Raw genomic sequence first — 16,846 nt, forward strand, 5'->3', positions numbered from 1 at the left:
AGCGGCTCAACTGTGCTGCGCCGCCGGCGCCCGGCGCACCTTCATCAGACTGCGCAAGCCCGAGAGAAGCGGCGCGCGCGCCATGCCGGGCGAGCGGCCAAAGCTCTCCGTGATGCGGTCCAGAATGATCGCGAGCATCACGACCGAGAGTCCGCTTTCGAAGCCAAGCCCGATGTCGAGCCGCTGAATACTGGCGAGCACGTCGTTGCCGAGACCGCCCGCGCCGACCATCGACGCGATGATCACCATCGACAGCGCCATCATGATGGTCTGATTCACGCCCGTCATGATCGACGGTAGCGCATTCGGAAACTGCACCTTGTAGAGCAATTGCCACGGCGTGCAGCCGAATGCCTGCCCCGCTTCGACGATCTCGCGATTCACGTGCTTGATGCCGAGCGACGTGAGACGCACCGCGGGCGGCATTGCGAAGATCACCGTGGAAAGAATGCCGGGCACGCGGCCGAGGCCGAACAGCATCGCGGCCGGAATCAGATAGACGAAGGCGGGCATGGTCTGCATCAGGTCGAGCACGGGACGCACGATCATTTCGACGGTGCGACTCTTGGCGGTCCAGATGCCGAGCGGCACGCCGAGCAGGAGGCTGATCAACGTGGACGACAGCGTAAGGCCGAGCGTGATCACCATCTGATCCCAGAACCCGGTGCCGTAGATCAGCAGCATCGCAAGCAAGGTGAAGAGCGCGAAACGCCAGCCAACCCGCCACAATCCGATGCCGACGAAGAACGCCATCAGCGCCCACATGGGAACGGCTTGCAGACCTTGTTCGATCAGCGCCGCAAAACCTTCGATGACTTTGCCGATGGAATCGAAAGTCTTTGCGTCGTGGTCGAGCAGATAGTGAACGCCGTGATCGACCCAGGCGCCAAGTGGAATGATTTCAGACATGGGAACCTCGATGGCGCGTGAGAACGTTCAACACGTTCGTCTTGTTGACCGAACCACAGTAGGAGCCGTCTGCTTCGACGACCGGCAAAGGCGCCCGGCTTGCGACCACGCGCTCGACCACATCGTCTAGCGGTGTGGTGCGTCGAATGCATTCGACGTAGTTGAGTCTCGCCGACGCGCTGCCTGTTTCGTCGCGACACACGAAGCCGCGAATCTTGCGTTCGCTGTCGAGCACGAACGCATAGTCGGCGCTGCCGTTCAACGTGGCGGCCACACTGGACACGTCGATCTGCGGCGAATGCGAATGCATCAGCGGCACGGCATCGGTCTGCATCAGATCGCCGGCCGTCAGATAACGGCTGGTGTCGATGCCTTCGAAGAAAGCGCGCACGTAATCGTCAGCGGGATTCGTGATGATTTCCTGCGGCGTGCCGATCTGCACCACCTTGCCGCCTTCCATGATCGCGATGCGTGTGCCGATGCGCATGGCTTCTTCAAGATCGTGCGACACGAACAGGATCGTGCGCTGCTGCTCGCGTTGCAGATCGAGCAGCACGTTCTGCATTTCCTTGCGCTTTAACGGATCGAGTGCGGAGAACGCTTCGTCCATGATCATCAACGACGGGTTGACTGCGAGCGCCCGCGCAAGACCCACGCGCTGCTGCATGCCTCCCGACAGTTGCGCGGGCAGCTTCGCCGCGAACGGGGCGAGGCCGACCTGCTCGAGCACGGTCATCGCGCGAGCTTCGCGTTCCTTGCGGCTAACGCCCGCCACTTCCAGCCCAAAGGCTGCGTTCGACAGCACAGTGCGTTGCGGCATCAGCGCAAACGACTGGAACACCATGCTCATGTCCTTGCGGCGCAGCGCGGTCAATTCGGCGCGCGGCACGCTGGCCACGTCGCGCCCGTCGATCAGCACCTTGCCCGCCGACGGTTCCACGAGCCGGTTGATCAGGCGAATCAGCGTCGACTTGCCGGAGCCGGAAAGCCCCATGAGCACGAAGATCTCGCCTTCCTTGACTTCGAACGATACGTTGTGAACGCCGACGATCTGACCGGTTCGCGCGAAGACTTCTTCTTTCGTCGCGCCGCCCGCCAGCATGCCGAGCGCCTGTTTCGGGTTGGTGCCGAATACCTTGCACAGCCCTTCGACCACGACCTTGGGGGAATTCATTGAATGCTCTCCTATGTCGGCCAGAGTTAGTGCAAAACACTTACGCTGGTCCCATGCAAAGCTGTGAGCGGACGTCCGTCCGCGCTGTCCATACATAGTTGCCAGAAAAAAGTACGGCTAGCCGACTATTTGCGACAACCACATGTGGAAATACGACACCCGTGTCGCATGGGCGCTGTTTCGCCGCCGTCGAAGCCTTTATGGGTAAGGGTTTCGCCGAGGCTAGAGGCGTTGGGCGAAGATGTCGCTCCAAGCCAACTGAAGGGTTTGCGAAGCAGAAAAAACGCTGCGGGACGATCAGATGCGCCGGTGCCACTGCGCAATAACGACCTTTTCAAGCGGTTATTCGCGTGCTATTCGTCAGCCGAAACGAGAGTCCACGCGATGATTGGCGCTCGCGGTTTCGGCGCAGCGGACACTGGCAACGAGAGGCCGTGTTCCAACAGCAGACTTGCAGCGAGCATTGCGGACCGCTACGCGCGCCGTTTGAAAAAGCATTGCGCCGGGCAGCATCAAAGTCACGCTGCCCGGCGGCCCGGATTACGGGTTAATGCCTACTGGCTCGCGCCTGTGCCGATGCCCGCCTTCTTCTGCGCATTTTGCAGATCGGTCGGATAGTTCGGGTCGTTCCGCGACGGCTGATAGCCCGCGTCCTCGAGCTTCTTGAGCTCGGCATTCTTCTTCGCGCGAGCCTGTTTGCGTGCCTCTTTACGCTGGGCTTTGGTCGGCTTGGCGGCGCTCGCACCACCGGGCTGCGCGGTCTGTGTGTCTGTGTCGGTCGTGGTTTGCGCGGCGGCGAGTGGCATGCCGGCCGCGACCATCGCGGTAACCGCAAGGCCGAGCATGATCTGTTTGATGGCAACGCGCTTCATGGCTGACTCCCTCTCAAGTTGGCAAGTGCATTCAAGGTTATTTGCGACTCATCGTTCTTCGGCGGATCGCGCAATGTCACGCACGGTTCGCCCGTTGAGAGCTTAATGCCAAACTGCGTATGACGCACTCATGGCTGCCAGTGCAGATCTTTCTCGACACGGAATGACCGCGTTCGACAACCGCGACGACCGCAAAGAAACGCACGCATAGACCGGAGGGCATTCCCAGGCCGGAGCATGCCGTTTCGCGCCACCGCCAGTTTTTCCAGCATGAGCGCGCATGCTGAACTATTGTTTAAGCGCGCCGGGAGCGCCACGGCATCGCGTTTCTACAAGACAGGATGCTCCCAGTGAGAAGAACACCGCTCACAGGCGCATATTATTTTGCATGCAACGAAGCGACATTAACTTTTTCGAGGATGGAGAAAACGTGAAAACAGTCAATCTTTTGAAGACGCTCGGCATCGCATTGTGTCTGGCAACTGCATCGAGTGCGTATGCGCAATCGAGCGATGCGGCGCCGTCCGACATGACGGACTCCACGACTGCGCGCACAAAAGCGGTGAAAAAGACGGACCGCAAGCTCGGTCTCGACGTGCGCAAGGCGTTGGCAAAAGCGCAGGGCTTCGACGTGTCGAACGTGTTCGTGCGGGCGCGCGGCGGCGTAGTGACGCTAACAGGATCGGTGCCTGATGGCGCTCAGATTCCGCAGGCCGAGGACGTGGCAAAAAGCGTCGCTGGCGTGAAGTCCGTGTCGAACAAGCTCACGATAGGCGTTCCGAGCGGCGGCGGAGGCTGATCGCCCGAGTTGTTCAATGGCATTGCGCCTGATTGCATCGGATGACGAAGGGTTGCGCCCTGCACTGCTCTCGCACTGCTTTCACCTATGAGGCGCTACCCTTTGTCCTGGTAAGTGAACCACACGCGCGGCCCTTCGGCTACACGCGTCCCCCATGCGACGACCGCGCATAACGCGCGAGCATCCACACCGCGGCTGCGCCCGCGGCGAGCAATGCGGTCTGCCGCGGATACATCGACGCCTGCGTGTACAGGCTCGACTCCAACACCCGGCGCTTCTGTTCGGAACGCTCACGCAATGCGCCATCGCCGCCGCTAGTGCCGGCTGCCGTGTGCGGCGGCTCCTGGGTCCGTTGCGACGATATGCCAAGACGGCCCATCACGCGGTCATACAGGTTGGGCGCCCGCCGCGCGAACGTGACCATTGCCGCCGATGCGCCGCCGACATACAAATCGCGCACCGGCGTGGCGGCGGCATGCAGAATAGCCTTGGCGACGATGTCCGGTGCATAGACCGGCGCCGGCAGTTTTGGCTGCACGTCGAGATGATTGCGTGCATGCTCGACAAACTGCGTATGAATGCCCGACGGCTTGATCAGCGTAACTGAAACCGGCGCGCGTTCCTCCAATAGTTCCATGCGCAATGCGTCGGTATAACCCTTTACTGCGTGTTTGGACGCGACATACGCGGCCTGCAGCGGCAGCGCGATGTCCGACAGTTCGCTGCCCAGATTGATCAGCGCACCGCCGCGCTGCCTCAGGTGTGCGAGCGCAATCATCGATCCCTGAACGACGCCCCAGAAGTTGGTCTCGAACAGTTCTTTCTGCTCGTCGATGGGCACATCGGCGCAACGGCCGAAGATCGACGCGCCGGCGTTGTTGACCCATGTGTCGAAGCCGCCGAAGCGCGCAATGGCCTTGTCGGCGGCGGCCTGCAATTGCTCTGCGTTGCTCACGTCGGCAACCGTATACTCGACGAGCGCGCCCTGGTCGCCGAGTTGTCTGGCGAGCGCGGTCAGCGCTTCCTCGTCGCGCGCGACCAACATGAGCCGCGCTCCTTTGCTCGCGGCAAGACGCGCAGTAGCAAGGCCAATGCCGCTCGTCGCCCCGGTAATGACGATGACCTGCTGACCGACCGGTTTGAGCTTCACAGTCATGGCGAATCCTCGAAAAGAGATTACGGGATCACGGCAGCGCACCTTTGAGGAGGCCTGTCCGGCGAACTACGTCTGGATCCTGCAGCATCCGTCGTGCCGCGTCGCCGTGGGCAAACAGCGCTCGGTGCCGCCGCGCGCCTCGCAACCGTCAGCACAACGACAGCAACGGTTACCAAATGAATGGTGACCGAGAGCCAACGTAATATGCGCGCCCTTAAATCTTAATCATCGAATGCTTCAATGCGCGCAGCTTGTGGTTGCCGCAGCGTGCAGCATCGACAAGCGCCGCATCATTTCCAATAAACAATATCCCCAGCGAACTCCACACGTATATCAATGGAAGCGCTGAACGGCGAAGTCGAATCTGGAGCCAGTCACATGTTTCGCAGAACCCTCTTACCTATTCCTTTTGCCGCGCTGCTGACGCTCGCCGCTTGCGGCAACCACAGCATCAGTCCGAGCTCATCGTCGACGCCGTCGGTATCGGCACAGGATGCCCTTGCCACCGCCACACCGATCAAGCACGTCGTGGTGATCTTCGGCGAGAACGTCTCGTTCGATCACTACTTCGCGACTTATCCGCAAGCGTCGAATCCGGTGGGCGAACCGCAATTCACGGCGGCCGCAGGCACGCCGACGGTCAATAACCTCGCGAGCAACAACCTGATCGCGACCAATCCCAATGCGCTATCCACGTCGCCGAATACGGCAGGCCGCACGGTCGGTCTCGTGACCATCGCTGGGCTCGGTCTGCCCGCAGCGGATCTGTTGCCGTTCCGCCTCGACCGCTCGCAAGCGAACACGTCGAGTCAAAACCACGCATACGCCGCCGAACAGCTTGCCTATAACAACGGCGCGATGGATTCGTTCCCGCTCTTCACCGCAGCCGGTTCGACGATAGCCGGCAGCACCGGGGCATTCGCGACCAAGGGCCAGGTGCTCGGCTACTTCGACGGCAACACCGTCACTGCGCTGTGGAACTACGCGCAGCACTTCGCGATGAACCAGAACGCGTACACCGACACGTATGGTCCGTCGACGCCGGGCGCACTTGCAGTCGTTTCAGGCCAGAACAACGGTGTGATCGTTTCGGGCGGCACCTCGGGCAACGCGATTCCGGATTCGGCCGGCGGCTTCACGATGGTCGGCGACCTCGACCCGACCGGCGACGTCTGCACGACCGCGGCGGGCAGCACGGTGACGGGCACGATGTCGTCGAACAACAAGAACATCGGCGACCTGCTCAACGCGAAGAACATCACGTGGGGCGGCTTCATGGGCGGCTTCAATCTGCAGACGGTCAACGCGAACGGCACAACGGGCTGCGCTCGCTCGACCTTCTCGCAGGTGCTCAACGCGACGAAGACCGACTACGTTCAGCACCACGCGTGGTTCCAGTACTACGCGAGCACCGCAAACTTTGCGCATACGCGTCCGTCGTCGACGGCCGTGATCGGCGCGGCCGATCCGCTCGACAACACCGCAACGCCGGTTCATCACCAGTACGACACCGACGACTTCTTTGCCGCGGTGAAGGCGGGCAACTATCCGTCGGTCAGCTTCCTGAAGGCGCCGGCGGTCGAGGACGGCCACCCGGGCAACTCGGACCCGATCGACGAACAGGCTTTCGTCACGAAGGTGATCAACTTCCTGCAGCAGCAGCCTGACTGGAAGAACACCGCCGTGATCATCGCCTACGACGATTCGGACGGCTGGTACGACCATCGCTACAAGGCGCCTACGAGTTCGTCGTTCGACTCGACGACGCCGCAATCGGCAGGCGGCAAGACGGTGGCGGGCAGCGACAACCTGAGCGCAGCCGGCCAGTGCACGGCAGCAGGCGCAGTGCAGCCGCAGGGCGTGAACGGCGGCGCGGTGAACGGCCGTTGCGGTCCGGGGACGCGCACGCCGTTTATCGTGGTGTCGCCGTGGGCGAAGGCCAATTTCGTTGACGACACGCCGATCACTCAAGCATCGGTCGTGATGTTCATCGAGGATAACTGGCTTAGCGGTCAACGCATTGGCGGCGGTTCGTTCGATGCCACTGCGGGCAGCATCATGAACATGTTCGACTTCTCGGGCTCGGGCAACAATGCGCCGTTGTATCTGGACCAGAACCTCGGTACGAAGCTGGCCGAAGCGCCGGCAATCTGACGAGGAGTTGGTCAAGAGCCGTGCGGAAACTTGCCATCGAGCAGCCGGCGTTCATGCGATGCGCGAGTGTCTTTCGCGCATCGCTGACGAACGCGGTGGCGTGACGCAGGGCACGGCTTGCAGCAAAGCGTAGCCGGCGTCTAGCCAGTGCATATGTGCTGGCTCGATTCGCCTTTTTTATCGCAGCCGAAGAACTATTGTCACGACCGCCATGAACCAAGCTTCAGACGCCGCCCTGCCGCCGACTCTTCCCGCTGGCGGCGAACCGGGTCCCGTTCTCACGCGCCGCTCAGCGCTCCGGCTGCTTGCACGAAGCGCCGCCTGCATCGTTATCGCGGCCGTCGCGCTCGGCGCGTATGCGCTTGTTTATCCTGGGCGCATGCCGGCCGCGGTCGGCGCGATCGTCGAACACATCACCGGCGCGAACCCTCGACCGGTGCGTCTTTTGCGTCCGGCGCGTGCGCCATTGAGCGCGGTGGCGCTGCTCGGCAAGGAGATCTTTTTCGATCAGTCATTGTCGGCTTCCGGCACACAGTCTTGCGCGTCGTGCCACTCGCCGAAAAATTCCTACGCGCCGGATAATGCGTTTCCCGTTCAGTTCGGCGGCGCGCATATGAGCGAAGCGGGTTATCGTCCGCCGCCATCGCTCACGTATCTGTATCGGCAGGCGCCGTTCAGCATCGGCCCCGATCAGGGCGACACGGATGTGCCGGTGGACCTGACGCAACTCGCTTCGCAGGCGGCCGGCGTGGAGCGCGCGCAAAAGACCGCTCTCGCTACTCCTGCTGCTCCGGCGATGGTGCCGCAAGGCGGGCTCTTCTGGGACGGCCGCGCCGATACTTTGCAGGACCAGGCAATCGGCCCGCTGACGAATCCCGTTGAAATGGCGAACAAGACGCCGGAAGACGTCGCCCACAAGTTGCTGCAGACGAAGTACATCGACCAGTTCAAGCAGATGTTCGGGCCGGCCATTGCCGGCAATCCGAGCCTGCTGATCTCGGAGGCAATGTTCGCGGTGGGGCGTTATCAGCTCGAAGATCCGTCATTCCACGCGTTCACCAGCAAGTATGACTACTGGCTGGAAGGCAAAGCTCGCCTCACGCATGCCGAACTCCACGGCCTGCAATTGTTCAACGACAAGGACAAAGCGAACTGCGCGGGCTGTCACCTGAGTCAGCCGAGCAAGGACGGCCTGCCGCCGGTGTTTACCGATACACAATACGAAGCGCTGGGTGTGCCGCGCAATCCAGCCATTCCCGCGAATAAGATTCCGAAGTTCTTCGACATGGGGGTATGCGGGCCGTTTCGCGACGATCTCGCGAAACAGACGCAGTATTGCGGCATGTTCCTCACACCGACGTTGCGCAACGTCGCGAACCGCAAGGTGTTCTTCCACAACGGCGTGTACCACGACCTGAAGCAGGTGATGGACTTCTACAATCTGCGTAATACGTCGCCGGAAAAGATCTATCCGCGAGATGCATCGGGCAAGGTGCAAAAGTACAACGATCTGCCGCCGCAGTTCCACGCGAACGTAGATGCTTCCGACGCGCCGTTCGATCGCAAACCCGGAGATCGGCCCGCAATGACCGATCAGGACATTCAGGACATTATTGCGTTCATGAAGACGTTGAGCGATGGGTTCGACGCCGGGGGATCGTGACTCTTTGCGCTGCGCGCGTTCACGCAAGCGCGCAGCGCCACGCGGCGCGTTGTTGTATGCTCTCCCGTTCCGCGATCTCTTCCCAACTCTTCCCGATGGCCGATTTCCCCTTTCACGCCGTACTTTTCGACTGCGACGGTGTGCTCGTCGACTCGGAGCCAATCACCAACCGCGTACTCACCGATATGCTCGGCGAGCTGGGCTGGCACTTGAGCATTGAAGAGACGATGCGTATTTTTGTCGGCAAGGCGGTGAAGGACGAAGCGCCGCTCATCGAAGCGCGCACTGGGGTTGCCATCACGACCGACTGGCTGATGCAATTTCGCGCGCGCCGCAACGCAGCGCTCGAACAGGAACTGACGGCGATCCCGGGCGCCGCGACAGCGGTACGCTCGCTTCACGCAACGTTGAAGGGACAAATTGCCGTTGCGTCCGGTGCGGACCGCATCAAAGTCGAATTGCAATTGACCAAGGCGAGTATTCTGGACTGCTTCGAGGGGCGCATCTTCAGCGGTCACGAAACACCGCGCAGCAAGCCGTTCCCCGATGTGTATCTCGCCGCGGCGGCGGCGCTGGATGTAGACCCGGCGCACTGCGCAATTGTCGAAGACACGGTGACGGGCGCGACTGCCGGCGTAGCAGCCGGCGCGACGGTGTTCGGCTATTGTCCGGATGAGTTCGGGCATAGTAGCGCAGCCGCGTTGCAGGCAGTCGGCGTGGCTCAGGTGTTTCGGGACATGAACGACTTGCCCGGTTTGCTCGCCTCGTGGCGCGGCGAGGCGTGAATCCGCCTACTCGAACGCTGCGTCGATCGGCACGCGGTATCCCACCGCGAGCCGGTTCGTTTCGTTAGCCATGCCAACTGCTGCGAGCAGTTCGCCAAACATCTCGTCGGTCATACCCGCACGACGAGCGGCGGCCGTGTGACTCGCAACGCAATAGCCGCAGTTGTTCGTCACGCTCACGGCTACGTAGAGCAGTTCTTTCATTAACGGATCGAGCGCGCCGGGCGCCATCACTTCTTTCAGGCTGTCCCACGTGCGCGCGAGAGTCGGCGGATGCTGCGCGATGTACTTCCAGAAGTTGTTGACGTCGTCGACCTGACGCGTCTCCTTGATATCGTCGTACACGGCTTTGACTTCGGGCGACGCTGCGGAATACTCCACGGCTTTCTGCTGACTCATGGGCTCTCCTTTGTGTGACTGCATGAAAAGCGCGATTCGCGCTCAGTTCGGCATACGCGGCATACACGACGTATGCGGCATATGGCGCCTATTGTGCGCGTATTTTGCCGAACTGGAATCCGCTATTGCGGCACTCACACTGCCCTATCACCCTGGCGTACGCGTCACAGCAACGACCGCTGCTGGCTCAGCCGCTTGCAGGTGTTCGCCGCCATCGCGGGGCGTCGGCTCCGGATGCGTGGAGCGCTCCGATTGCGCCAGCAGCGTACCGACCGACGGGTCGATGGCATCGGTGAAAGGCTTCGGATCAAGTCCGATCGCTAGCACCAGCAGCGCCATCGCGCCAAGCAACACGAATTCGCGCTTGCCGACATCCTTGAGGCTGGCCACTCGCGCATTCGCAATCGCACCAAAAATCACGCGCTTATACATCCACAACGTGTAGGCCGCGCTCAGAATCAGCGTCGACGCCGCCATCGCGCCGATCCAGAAGTTAAAGCGGATCGCGCCCATCAGCACCATGAATTCGCCGACGAAACCCGACGTACCCGGCAGTCCGATATTGGCCACCGAAAACAACATCACGAAAGCGGCGAACCGCGGCATGGTGTTGGCGACGCCGCCGTACTCGGCAATCGTAGCCGTTTTTGTTCGATCGTAGAGCATGCCCGTGCACAACAGCATCGCACCGGACACAACGCCGTACGACAGCATCTGCACGATTGCGCCGGCCTGACCGATGCGGTTGAAGACGAACAGACCGAGCGTGACGAGGCCCATGTGGGCCACCGTCGAATACGCGAGCAGGCGGCGCATGTCGGTCTGCACGAGCGCGAGAAGACTCGAATAGATCACCGCGACGAGCGAGAGCGTAATCATCATCGGCGCGAAAAAGTGGCTTGCCTGCGGTGCGATCGGCAATGCGAAGCGCAGCAGGCCGTAGCCGCCGAGCTTGAGCATGCCGATCATAACGGCCGCGCCAGTGGGGCCGTCGAGGTGAACGTCGGGCAACCATGTATGCAACGGCCACATCGGCACCTTCACGCCGAATGCCGCGAGAAAGCCGAGAAAGATCAGTACTTGCGGCATTGTGCCAAGGCGCGTTTCCCGCCATAGCGCAAGGTCGAAGCTGTGCGTCTGACTGTACAGATACAGCATCGACATCAGCATCATCAGCGAGCCAAGGAACGACATGAAAAAGAACTTCACTGCGGCATATGAGCGATTGGAGTGCCCCCATGTGCCGATCAGCAAATAAAGCGGAATCAACGTTGCTTCGAACGAGACGAAGAACATCATGCCGTCGAGCGACGTAAACACGCCCTGCATGAAACCCGACAACATCAGGAATGCGCCGAAGTACTGCGCGGTGCGCTCGGTAATCGACTCCCACGACGCGACCACAATGATGATCGTCGTCAGCGCGGTCAATGCGACGAGCCACAGCGAAATGCCGTCGACGCCCACGTGCCACGCGATATCGAAAGTCGGCGACCATCTGACGTTCTCGACAAATTGCATCGACGTCGCTTCGTTGCGGAAATTCGCCACCAGCGGAATCACCGGTACGAAGCCCGCAACCGCGCCGATCAATGCGAGCCACCGCGTGCGGCCGCGAGCCGTGTCCGACCCGGCTCGCAAAACTATGAGGCCGGCAACAATAGGGATCCAGATAAGTAGGCTAAGAAGAGGCAATGGCATGTGCGCTGTCGAAAACTTGAAGTACAAAACGCCGCACCAATACTTTCTGTTTCGAAAGCATTGAAACGAACATGTAGGGCTTAGGGCCAGCCGGACTACGTAAGCAGACTTCGGTCGACTTCACGTTTACCCGCAGTCGAACGACGAGGTGGGAGATTACCAAGATAAGAATACTTTTGCAGCGCAACATTGCGCCAAAGCGCTAAACAGGGAGTCCTTGCGGCCGCGACGCTTGCGGACGGGGAGAAAATGTGCGTTTGCACAAACGGCGCGTTGATCGTTCATGGCTCTGTGCATTCCCCGCAAAAGCGGGCTTTTTGCGACTATTTACCGGTAGTTCATAACGCGCGCGATTGAGAGATGCTCATACGAGGCATGGAAGTGCGCCGGACAGCGCCGCACGCCGGTATTTCGAGCACCGAACTGCAGCCGGCGCTGTATTGGACAGAAATATTTTTTATGCGGGTGCAGTCGCGAAACGAGGTGCCGTGTCGGGAAAACCGTCGCCGGACGCTGGCTTCACGCGAAGAGCCGATGCGCCGACGCACCTTACAGAAGCCGAATATACTTCGGCGGTCAACACATTAAAGGCCGCGCGTTCAGCGAGCAGATGCCGCCGCGTCGACCTCATTCTCCGGACCATGCATGGTGTTTTCTCACGAAGGTGTCGTTCCCGCACTCGAATGCCGCGGGCTTAGCAAGACCTACGGCGCCGGCCGCGTCGTCCTTGCAAACCTCGATTTCACGCTTGCGCCCGGCGAATTCGTCGCGATCATGGGCGACTCAGGCGTGGGCAAATCCACGCTGCTCAATCTGATCGCCGGTCTCGATCAGGCGGACAGCGGCGATGTGATGATCGGCGGCCATGCCGTGTCGCGTCTCGACGACAATGCCGCGACGCGTTTGCGCCGGCAGAAACTCGGCTTTGTATTTCAGGCTTTTCACGTCCTGCCGCATTTGACGCTTGCGCAGAACGTCGCGCTGCCACTGCTGCTGAACGAGTTGCCGACTTCCGCGGCGCTCGACATGCTCGCCGCAGTCGGACTCGAAGGCCGCGGTGACGACTTTCCGCGGCAACTGTCGGGCGGTGAGTTGCAACGCGTTGCGATAGCGCGGGCCCTGGTACATCACCCTACTCTGATCCTCGCCGACGAACCGACGGGCAACCTCGATCCCGATACCGCACACGGCGTGCTTGCGCTCTTTCGCGCGCAAAGCAAGGCGACCGGCGCGGCCACGATGATGGTGACGCACTCGGAGGCCGCTGCCGCCGTCGCCGACCGCATCATGATTCTCAGCGATGGCGGCTTGCATGCCGCATCGGAAGCGTCGGCGCCTTCACGGGTGCAACACGACCCGCGAACCACAGCCCGTTCAACCGATGACGCCCGCTGACTCGCACCGGCCCGCAGCCACACGCGGACATCGCACTCTTGCGCGCTGGCTGCTGGGCGCCGAATGGCGCAGTCATCGGGCACGCGCGCTCGTTGCGATTACAACCATCGCGCTGGGGGTGGCCCTCGGCTACGCCGTGCAACTGATCAACAGCGCGGCCTTCAACGAGTTCTCCGCTGCGGCGCGCAGCCTCTCCGGCCAGGCGGATCTCCAGGTGCGCGGCGCTCAGCCTCTACTCGACGAGTCCATCTATCCGCGCCTCGCCGCGCAAAAGGGTGTCGCGCTCGCGAGTCCCGTTCTCGCGCTGGACGTCACCGTGCCGGGGCAGAACGCGGCTTTGCCTGTTCTCGGCATCGACGTGTTCAGGGCAAGCCGCATTGCGCCGGATCTGATGGGTGTGCCGTCCGCGGAACGGCCTTTCGACGCGCTCGCCTCCGACGCCGTGTTTCTCTCCACCGCGGCGCAACAATGGCTGCACGTCAAAACCGGCGATGACGTGGCGCTGCAAAGCGGCACGTCGATCGTGCATTTGCGGGCGGCCGGCGGCATCGTGAGAACGAGGCCGGGTCAACGGCTCGCGATCATGGATATTGCCGCGGTTCAGTGGAAGTTCGGCAAGGTCGGCAAGCTTTCACGCGTCGACGTGCAGCTCGAGCGCGGCGTCGACCGCGAGCGCTTCAAACGCGAGCTGCAAAGAGAGTTGGGGAGCCAATGGGTCGTCGCCGAACCGCGCGACGTCGAGAGCCGCACAGACCGGCTCTCGCGCGCCTATCGAATCAACATGAACGTGCTCGCGCTGGTCGCGCTTTTCACCGGGGCGTTCCTCGTGTTTTCGACGCAGGCATTGAGCGTGGTGCGTCGTCGCGCGCAGTTTGCGATGCTGCGCGTGCTCGGACTCACACGCGGCCAACTGCTGCGTCAGATTCTGCTTGAAGGTGCGCTGCTCGGCTTGCTCGGTTCGCTATGCGGCCTCGCGCTCGGTTATGCACTCGCTGCCGGCGCGTTGCGTTTTTTCGGCAGCGATCTCGGCGGCGGCTACTTTCCCGGCGTGCAGCCGCAGGTCGGCTTCGAACCGATCGCGAGCGCGATTTTCCTGACGCTCGGCATTGCCGTGGCGGTTCTCGGCAGCCTCGCGCCCGCACTGGAAGCGCCGCGTGCACGGCCCGCTTCCGCACTCAAGGCCGGTGCCGAAGAAGGCGCGCTCGCCCGCCTCGCCACGCCGTGGCCCGCACTGCTGTGCCTCTTGATCGCCGCGCTTCTCACGCAAGCGCCGCCATGGTTCGACGCGCCGATTGGCGGTTATCTGGCCGTCGCACTGCTGCTGATCGGCGGAATTGCATTGATGCCGCGCTTCACCGCTCTCATATTCGGCGTAGCGAGCCGGGGGTTCCCAGAGCGCTCACGGGCCGGTGCGGCCAGTACGCTTGCGCTAGCGCGCCTCGCGAATGCGCCGGGTCATGCGTCGATTGCAATGGGCGGAGTGTTGTCGAGTTTCGCGCTGATCGTGGCAATGGCGATCATGGTGGCCAGCTTCCGCGTGTCCGTGGAGGACTGGCTGGTTCATCTGCTATCGGCTGATCTTTATGTGCGCGTCGCGGAAAACGGCGACACGGGCGGCTTGAGCCCTGCTGAGCAGACGCGGCTTGCGGCCGTGCCGGGCATTGCAAGGGCGGCGTTCGCACGCACTTCACATATCACGCTCGACCCGGCGCGTCCGGACCTCGCGATACTCGCACGAGAGATCGACGCAACCGATCCCGGCGCAAATCTGCAAATGACGGGACCTGTGCTTTCGCCTCGCGATCTGCGAAGCGATGAAACGCCTGTTTGGGTGTCCGAAGCAATGGTGGATCTATATGGTTATAAGCTCGGACAGCGTATCCGCTTGCCGCTCGGCGAGCGCGCACACGTGTTCGTGGTGGCCGGCGTATGGCGTGATTACGTGCGGCAGACCGGCGCGATCCAGATACGGCTTGCCGACTACCGTCGCCTCACCGCCGACACGGGCGCTACCGATGTCGCGGTGACCGTCGACCGAGGTTCGAGCATTGAGCGCGTGATAGCCGGATTGCGTGCACTGCCCTTCGGCGCGACGTTGGACGTGTCGCAACCGGGCGCCATTCGCGCGCGCACGCTCGTGATATTCGACCGGAGCTTTGCGGTCACGTATCTTCTGGAGGCGGTCGCCATCGTCATCGGATTGTTCGGCGTGGCCGCGACATTTTCGGCGCAGACGCTCGCACGCGCTCGCGAGTTCGGGATGCTGCGGCACGTCGGCGTGACGCGCTCGCAAATTCTCGCGATCCTCGCACTCGAAGGCGGCATGCTCACCGCGTGCGGTATCGCAATGGGCTTCGTTCTCGGCTTCGCGATCAGTCTGATTCTTGTATTCGTCGTCAATCCGCAGTCGTTTCACTGGAGCATGTCGATGCACGTTCCGTGGACGATGCTGGCCACAGTTGCGTTGGTGATGCTCGCGTCATCGTGTTCGACAGCCGTGATTGCGGGACGCGGCGCCGTTTCCGTGGATGCAGTGCGCGCGGTCAAGGAGGACTGGTGATGCGAGCTTTGCGGCGGCTATTGGCACCTCAATCGATGTGTCGGGCGAAAACGGGGGTTGGGGTTTCGGCCGCGCGTTTTCATCGGACACGCCCGCGGGTTTCGCACTGGTTCGTTATCGGCGCGTTCGCTTTGTCAGCCAACCTGGTCTTTGCAGCAGCGCCGGAATTCTCCGTTGTCACGAAAGAACATCCGATCGTGCTGCCGATGGACACCGGCGCTCACGCCGATTTTCGCACCGAGTGGTGGTACGCAACCGGCTGGCTGACTACGCCCGATAATCGGCCGCTCGGATTTCAGATCACATTCTTCCGTTCTGCAACGGGACACGATGCCGCCGATCCGAGTGCTTTCGCGCCTTCTCAATTGATCATCGCGCATGCCGCGTTGAGCGATCCTGCACTCGGCCATCTCGTGCACGATGAACGCATTGGCCGCGAGGGACTCGGCCTCGCCTATGCGAAGCCCGCGGATACCGACGTCAAGCTCGACGCGTGGAAAATCGTTCGTGCCGCCGATGGCCGCTACGATGTCACCGCCGATGCCGGCGAGTTCGCGTTGCATCTCAAGCTAACGCCGACGCAGGCGCCTTTGATCCAGGGCGAACATGGCTACTCACGCAAAGGTCCGCGGCCGGAACAGGCCAGTTACTACTACAGTGAGCCGCAATTGCGCGTGTCGGGCGGCGTGAGGCGACCGGGCGCCAAAAGCGATTCGTCGCAAGGCGACACTGCCGTGACGGGCGTTGCATGGCTGGATCATGAGTGGTCGAGCACGTTGCTCGACGCGAATGCCGTGGGATGGGACTGGCTGGGCGCGAATCTCTCCGACGGTTCGGCTCTGATGGCCTTCAAGGTGCGCAGCCGCGACGGACATGCGATGTGGGCGCATGCTGCATTGAGAGATCGCGACGGACGAGTCACGACGTTCGCTCCGAGCGAGGTCGACTTTACGCCTCGTCGCACATGGCGCTCGCCGCGCACGAACGCGTCGTACCCTGTGTCGATGACGGTGCGAACCGGCGCACTGACATGGCAGTTGGATCCGCTGATGGACGACCAGGAACTGGACTCGCGGCAGTCTACCGGCGCAGTGTACTGGGAAGGCGCGGCGCGGGTGAGCCGCGATGGCGCTGATCTCGGGCGAGCTTATCTGGAGCTGACGGGGTACGTGAACGCGCTGCGGACCGGCAGGCAGTGACGGGCGATATGGCCTGGACCCGGGCTGGACCCGGGCTGAACCCGGCCTGTTCCGGCCGCCGGTGTGCCGGGGTTTTGTCG

At 62.0% G+C, this 16,846-nt stretch carries 13 protein-coding genes; 7 read left to right on the forward strand and 6 right to left on the reverse strand.

All coding sequences use genetic code 11. The features are described from left to right. Positions 1–6: 6 nt before the first annotated feature. The 3 genes from choW to RW095_RS22545 all read right to left on the reverse strand — a co-directional run bounded on the left by choW (position 7) and on the right by RW095_RS22545 (position 2,955). Positions 7–909 carry a choline ABC transporter permease subunit gene (gene choW / locus RW095_RS22535; RefSeq protein WP_128596760.1) on the reverse strand — a complete coding sequence of 301 codons (903 nt, stop codon included), beginning with the start codon at positions 907–909 and terminating at the stop codon, positions 7–9. Further along, complete coding sequence (locus RW095_RS22540) at positions 902–2,083, reverse strand: quaternary amine ABC transporter ATP-binding protein (RefSeq protein WP_317018476.1); 1,182 nt, start codon at positions 2,081–2,083, stop codon at positions 902–904. The genes choW and RW095_RS22540 overlap by 8 nt, the downstream gene beginning before the upstream one ends. Positions 2,084–2,637: 554 nt before the next feature. Then, positions 2,638–2,955 carry a hypothetical protein gene (locus RW095_RS22545; RefSeq protein ID WP_317018477.1) on the reverse strand — a complete coding sequence of 106 codons (318 nt, stop codon included), beginning with the start codon at positions 2,953–2,955 and terminating at the stop codon, positions 2,638–2,640. Positions 2,956–3,385: 430 nt separating this feature from the next. On the opposite strand from RW095_RS22545, the gene RW095_RS22550 reads away from it, so the two are divergent. Beyond that, positions 3,386–3,754, forward strand: coding sequence for a BON domain-containing protein (locus RW095_RS22550; protein ID WP_317018479.1), 369 nt, complete (start codon positions 3,386–3,388; stop codon positions 3,752–3,754). Between the two features lie 139 nt (positions 3,755–3,893). Here RW095_RS22550 and RW095_RS22555 read toward each other — a convergent pair whose 3' ends face one another. After that, positions 3,894–4,910, reverse strand: a complete 1,017-nt coding sequence (locus RW095_RS22555; protein WP_317018480.1) for an SDR family oxidoreductase — start codon at positions 4,908–4,910, stop codon at positions 3,894–3,896. 378 nt (positions 4,911–5,288) lie between these two features. Here RW095_RS22555 and RW095_RS22560 point away from each other — a divergent pair, with 378 nt between their 5' ends. From RW095_RS22560 to RW095_RS22570, 3 genes are all read left to right on the forward strand, one after another. Continuing rightward, entirely contained in the window at positions 5,289–7,064 is a 1,776-nt protein-coding gene (locus RW095_RS22560) for a phospholipase C (protein WP_317018482.1), read from the forward strand. 211 nt (positions 7,065–7,275) lie between these two features. After that, on the forward strand, positions 7,276–8,727 hold the full coding sequence (locus tag RW095_RS22565) for a cytochrome-c peroxidase (protein WP_317018483.1): 1,452 nt from the start codon (positions 7,276–7,278) through the stop codon (positions 8,725–8,727). A gap of 95 nt (positions 8,728–8,822) precedes the next feature. Then, on the forward strand, positions 8,823–9,512 hold the full coding sequence (locus RW095_RS22570) for an HAD family hydrolase (RefSeq protein WP_317019931.1): 690 nt from the start codon (positions 8,823–8,825) through the stop codon (positions 9,510–9,512). Positions 9,513–9,518: 6 nt separating this feature from the next. On the opposite strand, the gene RW095_RS22575 is transcribed toward RW095_RS22570, so the two are convergent. After that, complete coding sequence (locus RW095_RS22575) at positions 9,519–9,911, reverse strand: carboxymuconolactone decarboxylase family protein (RefSeq protein ID WP_317018485.1); 393 nt, start codon at positions 9,909–9,911, stop codon at positions 9,519–9,521. A 147-nt stretch (positions 9,912–10,058) separates the two neighbouring features. After that, a complete protein-coding gene (locus tag RW095_RS22580; RefSeq protein WP_317018486.1) occupies positions 10,059–11,612 on the reverse strand; it encodes a complex I subunit 4 family protein in 1,554 nt (517 codons plus the stop codon). Positions 11,613–12,257: 645 nt separating this feature from the next. Here RW095_RS22580 and RW095_RS22585 point away from each other — a divergent pair. The 3 genes from RW095_RS22585 to RW095_RS22595 are packed head-to-tail and all read left to right on the forward strand — an operon-like array spanning position 12,258 to position 16,766. Continuing rightward, a complete protein-coding gene (locus RW095_RS22585; protein WP_128596753.1) occupies positions 12,258–13,007 on the forward strand; it encodes an ABC transporter ATP-binding protein in 750 nt (249 codons plus the stop codon). Continuing rightward, the gene (locus RW095_RS22590; protein WP_317018487.1) at positions 12,994–15,567 is read left to right on the forward strand and encodes an FtsX-like permease family protein; all 2,574 of its coding nucleotides are present in this window, start codon (positions 12,994–12,996) and stop codon (positions 15,565–15,567) included. Before RW095_RS22585 ends, RW095_RS22590 begins: the two co-directional genes overlap by 14 nt. Beyond that, positions 15,567–16,766, forward strand: a complete 1,200-nt coding sequence (locus RW095_RS22595; protein ID WP_394365114.1) for a lipocalin-like domain-containing protein — start codon at positions 15,567–15,569, stop codon at positions 16,764–16,766. Before RW095_RS22590 ends, RW095_RS22595 begins: the two co-directional genes overlap by 1 nt. Positions 16,767–16,846 lie beyond the last annotated feature (80 nt).

The organism is Paraburkholderia kirstenboschensis (assembly GCF_032806925.1).
GTDB lineage: Bacteria > Pseudomonadota > Gammaproteobacteria > Burkholderiales > Burkholderiaceae > Paraburkholderia > Paraburkholderia kirstenboschensis.

What these genes read in the sequence shown, in the direction of transcription:
- choW (WP_128596760.1), bottom strand. Translation starts at nt 909, where the DNA reads ATGTCTGAAATCATTCCACTTGGCGCCTGGGTCGATCACGGCGTTCAC.
- RW095_RS22540 (WP_317018476.1), bottom strand. Translation starts at nt 2,083, where the DNA reads ATGAATTCCCCCAAGGTCGTGGTCGAAGGGCTGTGCAAGGTATTCGGC.
- RW095_RS22545 (WP_317018477.1), bottom strand. Translation starts at nt 2,955, where the DNA reads ATGAAGCGCGTTGCCATCAAACAGATCATGCTCGGCCTTGCGGTTACC.
- RW095_RS22555 (WP_317018480.1), bottom strand. Translation starts at nt 4,910, where the DNA reads ATGACTGTGAAGCTCAAACCGGTCGGTCAGCAGGTCATCGTCATTACC.
- RW095_RS22560 (WP_317018482.1), top strand. Translation starts at nt 5,289, where the DNA reads ATGTTTCGCAGAACCCTCTTACCTATTCCTTTTGCCGCGCTGCTGACG.
- RW095_RS22565 (WP_317018483.1), top strand. Translation starts at nt 7,276, where the DNA reads ATGAACCAAGCTTCAGACGCCGCCCTGCCGCCGACTCTTCCCGCTGGC.
- RW095_RS22570 (WP_317019931.1), top strand. Translation starts at nt 8,823, where the DNA reads ATGGCCGATTTCCCCTTTCACGCCGTACTTTTCGACTGCGACGGTGTG.
- RW095_RS22575 (WP_317018485.1), bottom strand. Translation starts at nt 9,911, where the DNA reads ATGAGTCAGCAGAAAGCCGTGGAGTATTCCGCAGCGTCGCCCGAAGTC.
- RW095_RS22580 (WP_317018486.1), bottom strand. Translation starts at nt 11,612, where the DNA reads ATGCCATTGCCTCTTCTTAGCCTACTTATCTGGATCCCTATTGTTGCC.
- RW095_RS22585 (WP_128596753.1), top strand. Translation starts at nt 12,258, where the DNA reads ATGGTGTTTTCTCACGAAGGTGTCGTTCCCGCACTCGAATGCCGCGGG.
- RW095_RS22590 (WP_317018487.1), top strand. Translation starts at nt 12,994, where the DNA reads ATGACGCCCGCTGACTCGCACCGGCCCGCAGCCACACGCGGACATCGC.
- RW095_RS22595 (WP_394365114.1), top strand. Translation starts at nt 15,567, where the DNA reads ATGCGAGCTTTGCGGCGGCTATTGGCACCTCAATCGATGTGTCGGGCG.